Genomic DNA, 12,705 nt, shown 5'->3' with positions numbered 1-12,705 from the left:
GCCGGTCCTGCAGTATCAGTGATGGCAGGACAAATTGATCTTGCCGGACGGCCCGGATATTCTTAACAGAAAAAACGATTTATGTCACGTACAATAAAGTTTGAAAAAATGCATGGTGCCGGCAATGATTTTGTAGTCATTGATGCCCGCACCACAGAAATGCCGCTGAACGACATCAGGAAAAAAACACCTGCATTGTGTCACCGGAGAACCGGTATAGGGGCCGACGGTGTACTTCTGCTTGGCGATTCCGACGACTCGGATTTCAGCATGCATTATTACAATGCGGACGGATCTCTTGCGGGTATGTGCGGCAACGGTGCCCGTTGTCTGGCCCGATATGCCAGCAGACTGGGTTTCCATGAAAAGCTGACCTTCCGGATGGGTGACAATACTTACCGCGCGGAAGTCCATGATGCCTATATTTCTATTCACTTTCCTGTCTCACCCAGGCCTGCTGTGAAAGTAATTGATGATATAACATGGTGTGAACTTAAGCCGGGAACCGAACATATCGTTGCCATAGACCAGGAGTTCAGTCAAAGTTCAGAAGAATCTCTGCGGGCTGCGGGGCGGCAACTCCGCAATCGTAACGACCTGTTCCCCAACGGTACCAATGTCAATTTTGCTTCCCCGATCAATCAGAATCATCTGAAACTGGTTACCTACGAACGTGGTGTCGAAGATATTACCCTGGCTTGCGGCACGGGGGCCATTGCCACAGCCATCAGCTGGGATTATCTGAAACATGGCCACGATGGTCCGCCATTTGAAGGAGAGAAACCAGAAAGCGGCATTACCGATCATCATATCCAGCTGGATTCACCCGGAGGACCACTTGAAGTAACATTCCGGGCCAACCAAAAGGATTCACATCGTACATATTCAAACATACAATTACATGGTCCGGCTGTTTCGGTATTTAGCGGGGAAATTGAGATGTAACCTGCAGTTTCTGCGATCTCTCAGTTTTTTGTTTTTTATCTCCCTGTTTGCGGTCTCCTGCTCATTCGATCAGATTCAGGACATGGGTGCGTCGGATTCTGATTCGACCGGGATTAAAAACTCGCCCATGGTTGAGGGGCAGGTGCTTCCACCGGACAATATCAAAAGTATCCAGGTGTACCGCGGGTCGCGTAAGACGGCTATTCCCGCAATAGAACTGGGAACCGATGAGTTCATTACCCTTAGATTTGACGAGATTGATGAGAGCAGCCGGATGTTTCGCGTGCGGGTGCGCCACCGGGATGCCGACTGGAGTTCCAGTGCTGTAATGAGGGATTTTTACCTGAGCGGATACCGGGAGGATATCATTACCAGGGGCAGCCCCAGCGGCGTGCAGGACCCGGACTACGTGCATTACAGGTACCGGTTTCCCAATGAAAATATGCGTGTCACCATGAGCGGCAACTATCTGCTGGAAATACGCGATTACGAAAGCTCTGATGTTTTGTTTTCTGTACCGTTTTTTGTCCATGAAGATGCGGGAAGCACCAGATTCAGCTATGAAGAGCTTTTCGGACTTGATGACCGCTATCGTGTGCATCATCAGCCGTTTGTCAGATATCGTTACCCCGACATCGTTCAGCTTCCGACGTCGGATCTGCGCCTGTTTTTTGTACAGAACAGGTTCTGGGGCCGTGCGAGAGAAGCTGATCAGGAGGATATGTCGGAATCGGGTGTATACCGCACTTATTTGTCGCGCCGCGAGGCTTTTGTCGGCACTTATGAGTTTCGGCCGCTGGACTTGAGGAGGTACGATTCGCCCAGGCCGGAAGCAGTCGAGATCCGGACGGAAACCGTCCCCCCTCGTGTCGTTTTGTTCCGGGATGTCGTCAATCTGGATGTGAACCCGCCGCGCCGGACCCCGTCACCCCATGGTTTTCCAAGAGATGATGAACGTGCCCGTTATGTGGATGTGCGCTTTGAGCTGGAAATACCGGACAGAGAAAAGACCGACCTTCCTGTTTATGTATATGGTCCGTTCAACAACTGGACGATTAACGAAGAAAACAGGATGGAGTACCGGGAGTCAACCGATTCATGGGTTGGCAGAGCTGTCATGAAAGAGGGACGTTATGACTACAAATATGCGGTGGTTGAGGACGGCCGCATCGATGATTTGCGTCTTGATGACAGCTTTGCCTCAACCGAGCAGGAGTACACATCCCTTATCTATTTCCGGGATCCGCGCTATCAGGCAGACCGACTGCTGAATATTCAGACCGGTGCCAGCCGGTAAGCCGGAAAACCATCTGGTCAGATCACCGATCAGCGGTGGATCACAGACTAATTAGCCAACGGATCAAAGACGGGTCATGGATTGATCAGAAGTCAAGTCCGATACTGAAGTAATGCACTCTCCTGCCAAAACCGTCACCTGACTCCATATCATAGGGCCATGCAATGTCATATCGGAACGGCAATCCCAGAAGTATGGTCCGCAGTCCGAATCCGGCGCCAGCAAGTGCCGCATCACGCGTCGATCCGTCCCAGGCCGCACCGACATCGACAAATGCCGCACCCTGAATGTTATAAAGGGGTATTATCGGGATGGGACCCGGAAGCATGGCTGCTATGAGCGGAAAACGGAACTCGGCATTAAACAATCCGAACCGGTTTCCAAGAGCGGAGTTGAAGAAATGTCCGCGCATTGGCAGGGCCGGAAGTGTGAAGAAAACATCCTCCAGGCGATCGGTCTGCAATCCGCCTTCAGCCCAGCGAAAGTTGATCCAGTTCTGCATGCCGCCCATGTAGAAATTCTGGGAGTCAGGCCCGAATGAGGCGGCACCCGAACCCCGGAAAGCAAACACATAGCCGCTACCGAGATGGAAGTACCTGCGGAAATCACCGAGAACGGAAGCAAAACCAATGACATCGGAGGCAATCGGGGGGCTTCCGCTTACACTCAGAGCATACCGATAGCCGGACAGAGGCGAAAGAAAGCCCGGACGGGTCAGGTCTCTGGTAAAGGTAACTTCCGGGTTAAAGAAGTAGGTATCCTCACTGTCGCGGACCGCACCACTCATCCGGCTGAAGTCGCGGGAAATGTTGATCATGTTGATTCCGTAATCAATCCGTGTAAACTTGTTGAGAGGATACTGCATACGGATACCGCCGCCATAATAGCGGAACCGGACCTGTTCGGTATCCAGGGCTCCGGTTTGCTGATCCTGAACAAGAACCCGGAAATTTCTGGCTGTGTGGAAATAATTCGCAATATAGTTGGTACGGTTGGCAAAATAACCGTAACTGATCTGATAATCGCTGTTGCGAAGGTCGAACTGCAGGTTGGTAATCAGTTCGATGCGATGGTCACCCAGCAGGTCGGAGAATGAGAAGGCGGCCATGGCATAGGTGCCGTAAAAGGTTGATACTCCTCCGGCTCCGTAGGAAATGTCAGGTGAAAAGTCCAGCCGGTAGCGCCGCGGGATAAAACGGCCGTCTTCGGTTATGGTCTGACGCTCACTTTCTCTTTCTTCGACATGACTGATACGGATAAAATCGTCAACATCATCGCCGAACACATAATTCCGGAAATCGACAACATCCTCATCCTCATCTTCTTCCGGCTCTTCTGTATCAGGTGCTGCCGGTTCCGCATCGGGGTCGTCGGCATCATCCGGAGGCAGCATATCTGCAAGATCGCCTGAAACCTCCTGGTCCGGGACGGCTTCTTCCTGCCTGCGCTGAACCAGATCAACGATAGCCGAAGTCTGATCGATAAACTCAGCGGTTCTCATTCGCTCCCAGTCATCCTGAAACATATTGAATGCCAGGCCTACAGCAGGCACGCGCTCCTGCTTAGACTCCTGGAGTCTGCGTTCTGCCCAGTTGTTGTTTTCAAGCGGCTCATCCTTTCTTCTGTCCATCGGATTCTCAATTGTGAAAATATGTACAAAGCCTCTGTTGTAGGAGTTGATGGCCAGCAGGCGACCGTCTGCGCTGACAGACATCTGCATGACTCCTGTAATGAGGTCAGTCAGCGGATAACTGGCGCGGGTCTCCAGATCCATTTCGTACACATTGGGAATACCGTTCTGATCGGATATGTAAAGAAGCCGGCCTTCACGGGTCATTATGGGACGGGACTCATTCCAGTTTGGCGTGCTGGTAAGCCTTTCAGCTCTGCTGGAACCAATTCTCAGACGGTAAATATCACTTTGTCCGATGTTTGGGTTAAGCAGCACATTGTAGTTTGAACGAAACGTATTGACCCTCGTGTGAGAACCGCGGTCGGATGCGAACAGAAGGTACTCGGAGTCCGGCGACCAGGACGGGCCCCAGTCACTGAAGACATCATTTGTGGCACTGAAAAAGTCATCCTCTTCGAGGTCGTAAACATAGATATTGGTCAACGGTCCGTTGTTGCCCTGGAAGGCGATTTTCTTGCCGTCAGGCGACCAGGAAACGGATCCGATATCATCCAGTTGCGGAAACAGGATTTTCTGCACATCACCGGTCTGGTAATCAACGATGGCCAGATCCACAGAACCGCCTGAACGGGTAGAAAGGGTTATTTTACGTCCGTCAGGCGACCAGCTGAGGTTCGGCCGGAGGATATTCAACTCTTCAAAATCTACGTTGTCTTCTCCCTTTATGAGCGTTTTGATCTTGCTTCCGTCACGGGCATTGAGCACAACAACGTCGAAATAGCCCCTGGCGTTGGATATCATGGCAATGCGGTCTCCGTTCGGAGAAACAGCGGGGCTTGTATTGTAGGCACGTCGGAAGTTGCCGTCGGTCATAAGCCGGCCGATATCACGCAAATCTTCACGCACGGCAATTTCCGGGAAATACATTTTCCTCAGCCAGTCGTGGAAACGATCGTTCAGATCCGACATGCTGATCCCCAGCGACTGGCGCAACCCAGATTCAACACTGCGGGTTTGCCGCACCCTGTGAAGTATTTCACCGATTTTTTCTCTGCCGTACTCTTCAACGATAAAGTTCCAGAAAGCCTGACCGCCCCGGTAAGCCATGAAACCCCTCATCATGGGTATCGGGGGCATATTGTTGTTCATGACGGCATCCCTTATGAACATGTCGGTATCGGTATCCCAGCCAAGCGAAACATATTCGGCCAGTCCCTCTTCGAACCAGAGCGGAATCCGCAGCTGAATGTTGTTCTGGATGATGGACTGGATGGTGCCTCCGTAAAATTTGTCGTTGAACATGGCATGTACCAGCTCGTGGTGCAGCACCTGCCGGTAATCCCCGTAGTGTCCCATGAAAGGAATGGTTATACGGTTTTTGATCTTGTCGGTAACACCACCGATGCCTTGAGCGTCAACGGGGAGCGGAACCACGTTTGTCTGACTGAAGTCGGTGTGGGAGTCATAGATAATCACGGCAATCCGGTCATTCAGCTGATGCCGGAAATCACTGGAGAGCTGAGCGTAGGCAGCTTCAAGGCTTTTTGCGGTAAATTCCGCAAGGTAGTAGTTTTTTGAGTCATAATAGTAGACATCGAAATGGTCTGACTGTATGAATCGCCAGTCGAACTGGGAATATTGAACCCGGTTTTTTCCGAATCCGAAATACTGGGCATGGGTTTCGGAAATCAGTGCGGATCCGGCCAGGATTCCGGCAAGAAGCATGATGGACAACCGGGCAGCTGCAACGAAAAAGAAGCTACCTTCATTGGAGGCAGTAGAATTTGTAAGCATGATAAACCGGAGGTACGTGTGTTAGGTGGACAATCTTATATATCCGAATCAGCATATAAAAAGTTCCTGAATGTATATGATTTACGTCTGAATGTCCCGTGAATTATGTGCCTGTGAAAATTAACTTTTTTTCTGATCAGTTTTTTTTCTTTCAGGCAGAAAATCGATTTGGCGCTGGTCGATATCTGTACGGGCAACGGTTACAGTGATGTCGTCTCCAAGGCGGAATACATTGCCGCGGCTTCTGCCACGGAGCTGGTGAAGCGACTGATCATATACATAATAATCATCATCCAGATCGCGGATGGCAATCATTCCTTCGCAGTAGCTTTCATTCAGAATCACAAACAGGCCCTTGTCACTGACCCCGCTGATGACTCCATCAAACGTCTCGCCGATGTGAGCCGACATGTACTCCACCTGTTTGAGTTTAATAGAGTCTCTTTCAGCAGTTACGGCATCCCGTTCTTTTTCACTGCAGTGATCGCCCAGGGCAATCAGTTCGTTGAAACTGTAAGCGGGAACACCGGCTTCGTATTGTTTCAAAAGTCTGTGGACTATCAGATCAGGATAACGCCGGATGGGGCTCGTAAAGTGCGTATACTCCTTAAAACCGAGTCCATAGTGTCCGATATTCTTGGGACTGTATACCGCTTTTGCCATTGACCTGAGGATGAGTTCATTGATGGCGTATTTTAGTTTTGTTTCATTGGCATCGCGGATAAGACTGTTGATTTTGGATGCCGATATTTTTCCGTCCTTAACCGGGAACTCAATACCAAGCGGCCGAACGTTTTCGGCTATATTCTTCAGCTTTTCCGGGTCGGGCCGGTCGTGGACGCGATACAGAAACGGATAGTTCTGCTTTCCGTAAGTATCACTTTTACCGGAGGTCTCATTCTGCTTTCTCCGGCTTTTGTTCTGCTCACGAAGTTTTGAGATGTGGCGGGATACGGTTTTGTTAGCCAATAACATACATTCCTCGACAAGCCGGTGGGCCTGCAGCCGGTCCTTCACAAAAACACCGAGAGGTTTTCCTGCATCATCAAGCCGGAAGCGCGGCTCCGGGGTATCCAGATCGATGGAACCTTCCCTGAAGCGCTTGTCTGTAAGCATGGATGTCATTTTTGCAAGAATGCGGACAGACTCGGCGTGCTTGTGTTCTTTTCCGTCGATGATTTCCTGGACCTCTTCGTATACAAACCGTTGTGAGGAATTAATAACCGTTTCCTCTATTTCGTAATTGACTACATTGCCGTCCGGTGCTACTTCCATAAAGCAGCTGTGAGACAGTTTATCTTCATTTGGACGCAGGCTGCACACACCGTTGCTGAGGCTTTCGGGAAGCATGGGAATAACACGGTCCACCAGATATACACTTGTTCCCCTGTCTTTTGCTTCATCATCGAGCGCGGTTCCCTGCTGTACGTAGTAACTGACATCGGCGATATGCACACCAAGATAAAAATTGCCGTTATCCAGAATCTGAATGCTGAGTGCATCGTCGAAATCTTTGGCATCTGCCGGATCGATTGTAAACACCTCCATCTCTCGAATATCCTTTCTGCGCCGGTACTCTTTCGCAGGGATTTCGGTTGCCACACTTTCGGCCTGTTCTTCAACGGCACGGGGAAAGGCAGCTTTCAGCTCATTTTCAGCCAGAATCGACAGGATGGCAGCATTGTTTGTGCCTTTTTTCCCAAGGACTTCGAGCACCTCTGCTTCCGGCAGCGACCTCGGGTGCAGCCAGTCCACAAGCCGGAATGTGACCTTGTCATTATGCTTAGCCCCGTTTGTGTTGTCGGGATGGACAAAAAACTCTGTGCTGGCCGATTTTTCATCCGGAATAATGAGGTAGGTATTTTTGCTTTCTTTCTGAAACGTGCCGACAAAAAATGATTTTCCGCGTTCGAGCACCTCCACAACCTTGCCCTCGGTCCGGTCGCTACGGGATTTGTTCTGTACGGCTACCCTGACGCGGTCTTTATCCAGGGCCGTATGGGTATGCTTTGAGGGTATCCGTATGTCTCTCTCCAATCCTTCAACCTTTACGTAACCGCTGCCATGGCGGGTTTCTGAGTAGATGCCTTCAACTGTTCCGGGCGATTTTCCACTGGTGTTGCGTTTTACGCTGCCGTTTTTACGGACAATCTGATTTTTAGATGCAAGCTTTTCAAGGGCATTCTGGAACCGCTGAAAACCTTTTTTCCGGGGCAGTTTGAACGCTCCCATAAGGGTTCCTTCTTCAACCCAGCTTTCCGGATATCTTTCAAGGATTTCAAGTATTAGGTCCTCAAGACGTACTTTTTTCTTCTTCATTTGTATTAATGCAATTTTTGTTCATTCTCAATTTGTAATCCGGCCCGGCATCCGGTTTGTTTACGGCTCGGTTGCAGCCACTCCGGGTTCAAGTTCTTCTTCATCCTCCTCATCATCACTGCTGCCGAACAAGCCAAAGACGGTTGTGACATTTCTCCATATCCTGTTCCCGAAATCACGCCATGAGTTAAAGCTGTATTGTGCCTCCAGACCCACACCGTTGACGTTTTCCACATCAGCCTGGGTTCCGAGGATAGACATCAGCATGGGGTCTTTCCGGTGGAACACTTCAACCGAAAGATTAGGATTAATACGGTAAGTTGCACCCAGGTCTCCGATATTGGTTTCTTCTCCGCCAACCTCACCTTCCCTGCGCAGTACAAGCCGGTCATCAAACAGTCTGAGGGCGATACCGAGATCAGCCTGGTCGAAGCCCAGAAGGTTCAGATCCACATCCAGATTGAGCATATTATCACTAAGAAGTGTATTAATCTGGGTGGACAGCAGCTGACTTAATCCGACCTGGCCGGCGCGTGCCTGAAGCGTGGTGCCGAGCTCCTGTGTCTGCGTGTCACCGACGAGAGCACCGGAGATAAACCCCCCGGTGAACAACAGGCTTGTAGCCTGAAGCAGTTTTTGCTCTTCACTGTTAAGAACGTTAAGTACGGCGGCATTTTGAGTAGCATCTATGGCATTGGGGAAGTCGAAATAGAAGTCGTTTTCGATGTTGTCAATCGGACCGGTAATTTCGAGCAGCAGTTCAACGGGGATACGGTTCGTTTCCTCAGGGCCTCCTCCCATCAGAGGCGCAATATTGGCCCTGGAACGATAAACGGCGGTAATATCAAGCAGAGCATTGGAAGGATCACCGTCCCAGCGGATGGTCCCTCCTTCCCGGAGTGTGAACCGGCGGGTCAGAATGTCTCCGCCGACAAACAGGTAATCCCCGTCATCGATGTTGAAATTCCCGAAGATTTCCAGGCTTTCATCTTCAAGGCTGATCCGGATTCGTCCACTGCCCTGTGCATTTACAATTTCACCGGTTACCGGATCGAAAATAAGCTGTACGGTAGAATTATCACCGGCTACAAACTGCAGGTCCAGCCGGAATACTTCCATAAAGGAGCGGTCAATCTGCCGAAGCACGGCAGGGTCGTCAGACAGTCTGCGGCTGAGGTCATATTCAGAAAAATCGTTGACAAACCGGATGAACCGCCCCTGATCTTCATCAAGTCCCTGATCAACCAGGGGGATGGCCAGGCGGGACGGGGATGTCGTGTGTATGGGATCGATCGTCCGGACATACGGGGACACGTTGCTGCCGCTGATGTTCACCTTTCCTGTACCCGCCACGCTGCCGAAAAATGGCACATCGGGACCGTCAGAATTGTTCAGGAATATGAGATTGTCCATCTCCAGGGTGATATCCATGAACTTCTCAGGTTCGAAATCATTGAAGTCATATTTTCCTGAAAGCACTCCGGTACCCCTGGCACGATCTCTGACGTCGAGATCATGGAATGTAACCCCCTCGCTGCGAGTCATACTGACAGGTCCGCGGGCGACGTATTCCGTTTCAAAGAAAACGGGTTTAAGCACAACTTCGTTGACTTCGAAATCACCGCTGAAGTCAATATGGTCAAAATCACCTGTTATGTATCCGGTACCTTTACCGCTTCCTTCAACAGATTCAAAAATGCTGTCCATGAAATAGATCAGAAACCAGGCATCAATCTCTTCGGCATTGACATCAAAATAGTATAGTGAATCAGCGGTGCGGTTGTCACCCGGTGCCCTGAACCATCCCTCTGCGGTCAGATTCTGCCGCACACCGTTATTCTGCTCAATATAATCACTGTATTTCTCCTCGTCTGTCAGCACAGTAAGCCTGGTGTCAAACCGATCTTCGGAGGCATTAAAGGTACTTGTGAGTTCGGCATCTCCAATGATTCTGCCGCCAAAGGCAAGCCTGTCGGCATTTAGCCTGCCCTGAAAAATCGGATTATTTAACAGGTCTTTGGTGACAAAGTCTCCGTTCAGTTCACCCTGAAAGTCTATTCTGCCGTCAATCATTCTGGAAATCCGGTCAAGATTGACACCATCAAACTGGTAAATCACGGAATCTTCCTCCGAGCTGCTGAAAACTCCGTCAATGAAGACACGGTCACTGCCGCTGGCCAGACTGAACTGGTCCACTTTCAGTTTTCCCTTATTGTCCAGTGTAATAACCGGATGATTTTCGGCCTGCCAGAGATACCGGTCATTTCCGATGATGAATTCATCAATACCGAGATGTACCAGGTCATCTGTTATAGAACCGGAGACATACGATGAAAAGCGGACTTCATCAAAAAAGCTTTCAATTCTGGTTCTGCTGGTGAACTTGTCATCCCGGAAGTCAAGATCCCAGTAAAGAGTGTCCATTTTTTGATCCTGGTAGACAAGCTGGTCCAGCCGGAAGTTGACATCCAGGTTCATTTTTTCCCGGAGCTGTTGTTTGTGGCTGAATGATCCGTTCAGGATGATATCACTTCGGGTGAGAGAGAGTTCGTTCCAGTCGGTCTGTTCATCCTGCCACCGCGCCTGAAGGTCAAGACTGTCGCTTCCCGCGCTGACATCCATATTAAGTGAACCGCGGGAGGAAATCAGCGGAATATCCGGGATGTAGGACTGCAGGAGCTCCAGGTCCTTGAATTCCAGGAAAACGCTAGCTTCGAGATGTTCGTCCGGAAAGATCTTGTCTGCTTCCGTGGTACCGGGTTCTTCAAACTCTTCGAAAAGAAATTCTCTGCGGATGCTGGTGGCGAAATAATCGTGCCAGTGATTGACTATGCTACCGACGGAAGAAAAGGTTAGATCCCCTTCCAGCAAGAGGTCCAATACGCTGCTGGTCAGTCTGAGCGAGCGCTTGTCACTATCAGGGTGGTTTAGATCGAAATAAAGCTGGTGGGCTCTCAAATCACTGCCGTTAACGCTGGAAGGCATGATATCGAAGACCATTCTGCCGAAGGCATTGTCGGGATTCAATCCATGCCAGTTGATATCATAAGACATATTCCAGCTGGATTCCGGCAGGTTTACCCGGTCGGTTATATCACGGAGATTCAAACCTTCAGAACGCCCCTGTAGCATGACATGGGGACGGTCACCGGTGAAGTCCGCCTGCCCCTCTCCGCTGATAAATGCATCCTCCTGATAGTAGGCGAACTCATGAGCGGCAATCCGGCCGGAATAGGTAACGTCCAGATGAAAGTCCGGAATACTGATGTGATCATACCGGGAGTCAAAGATATCCAGATTGACAAGGAACTCAGGCTTTTCGTCCCGTGTGTTGCCGGAAGCGAGGAGAATTTCCGCATTCAACTTGGATGGGTGGCTTTCCAGGCCTTTTAATGAAGCGAGGTTGATTTCCTTTCCTGAGGCTGTCATCTCTATGGGATACGGGTGTTTGAGCAGCATGCCGCCGGCAAGAGACACCTCACCTTCCGGCAGGCGTAGCTGCATATCGGTTTCGAGCGTGTCCCGGGTTCCGGCAACCGTTCCGCCGGCCGAAATTGCAGACAAATCGGAAACCGGCCAGTCGCGGGCCTGCGGGTAAATGAGATACAGCTCCTGGTCACCCACTGTCATTTCTTCCAGTTCGATGTTGTATGCAAGAATCTCCGGCTGCCTTGCATTATCCAGCGTGCCGCTGAAGCGGAGGTGGCTTGTGCCGATATCCGCAAAGGCGTCATCGAACCGGATTATATCAGAGTCACCTTCAAAACCGGCACCAAACCGCGCTCCGGTAAAGTTTTCCGGCAGATCCTGATAGAAAAGCCCGAGTTCATCTGCTGAGAAAAATGAGTTGTGGATTCTTCCTGAAACTGGTGCCTGTTTAAACTGCCCGGCGATATTTCCGGCGAGCAGGTCGATACCTGACAGGTCGCTTTCCCATCGTACAAAAGATTCGCCAAGTCCGATATTTATCGCATTAAACTCAAGGAAGCGGCTGTCATTGTAAATCTGGCCCGAAAATGTGAGCTCTTTCTGCCCCAGATCGTCCAGGAGCATGGAAATACGGCTGATGTCGAGATAGCGCTGATCTTCAGAAATCTCGAGAAACATTTCCATACTTATGTCCTGCACGTGGAAGGGTTCGTTGAGATATCCGGCTGTCTGCTCATCGGGCCAGTCTCTTACAGTTACGCTGCCATCGCTGACCCGCAGAAACGGGGCGTAGATATCAATGGTCCGGAAGGTGCGTCTGTGGATAGTTTCGGGGTCAGGGACATCCGGATCTTCATCCGCATGGCGCTCCAGCGCACGGGCAAGAGTGTAAATGCCTGTTTCGTCTTTTTGGAATATGACATCGGGGTGTGACAGGTCGATGTCATTGACGGTTAGATGGTTTCTGAGCAGTGCGATCAGATCGACACTGATTTTCAACCGTTCAAAAGAAGCGACCTTTTCCTCATCATATTTGAGTGCGACGTCGTGAAGCTCGGCGTGTATCGGCAGAATGCCGCCAATTTCTCCGACAGTTACGGTTCCTTTGTAGTTATCGTTAAACCAGGTTTCAACGCGGTCCGCGAGATACCCTTTTACCGGATCCGTCTGAAGCAGCAGGAAAATCATTCCTGCGAACAGCATAATTGTAGCCGCAAGGACCAGTATACTGCTCCAGAAAATTTTCCAGGCGATATGGAGTATGCGGTAGATCAATCTTTCAGTTTAT

At 50.3% G+C, this 12,705-nt stretch carries 5 protein-coding genes; 2 read left to right on the top strand and 3 right to left on the bottom strand.

The features are described 5' to 3' along the window. Nucleotides 1–81: 81 nt before the first annotated feature. Together dapF and NATSA_RS06755 are read left to right on the top strand one after the other, a co-directional pair. Nucleotides 82–945, top strand: a complete 864-nt coding sequence (gene dapF / locus NATSA_RS06760) for a diaminopimelate epimerase (RefSeq protein ID WP_210511253.1) — start codon at nt 82–84, stop codon at nt 943–945. Nucleotides 946–973: 28 nt separating this feature from the next. Next, the gene (locus NATSA_RS06755) at nt 974–2,242 is read left to right on the top strand and encodes a type IX secretion system plug protein (RefSeq protein WP_210511252.1); all 1,269 of its coding nucleotides are present in this window, start codon (nt 974–976) and stop codon (nt 2,240–2,242) included. An 85-nt stretch (nt 2,243–2,327) separates the two neighbouring features. On the opposite strand, the gene NATSA_RS06750 is transcribed toward NATSA_RS06755, so the two are convergent. The 3 genes from NATSA_RS06750 to NATSA_RS06740 form a co-directional block, all read right to left on the bottom strand. Then, nucleotides 2,328–5,669 carry a peptidase MA family metallohydrolase gene (locus tag NATSA_RS06750; RefSeq protein WP_210511251.1) on the bottom strand — a complete coding sequence of 1,114 codons (3,342 nt, stop codon included), beginning with the start codon at nt 5,667–5,669 and terminating at the stop codon, nt 2,328–2,330. Nucleotides 5,670–5,789: 120 nt separating this feature from the next. Then, entirely contained in the window at nt 5,790–7,988 is a 2,199-nt protein-coding gene (rnr, locus tag NATSA_RS06745) for a ribonuclease R (protein ID WP_210511250.1), read from the bottom strand. Nucleotides 7,989–8,048: 60 nt separating this feature from the next. Beyond that, a complete protein-coding gene (locus NATSA_RS06740; protein ID WP_210511249.1) occupies nt 8,049–12,692 on the bottom strand; it encodes a translocation/assembly module TamB domain-containing protein in 4,644 nt (1,547 codons plus the stop codon). Nucleotides 12,693–12,705: the final 13 nt, after the last annotated feature.

Source organism: Natronogracilivirga saccharolytica (assembly GCF_017921895.1).
Taxonomy (GTDB): domain Bacteria; phylum Bacteroidota; class Rhodothermia; order Balneolales; family Natronogracilivirgulaceae; genus Natronogracilivirga; species Natronogracilivirga saccharolytica.
Note: the sequence above shows the minus strand (reverse complement) of the source record. Positions and strands in the feature narration are given on the sequence as shown.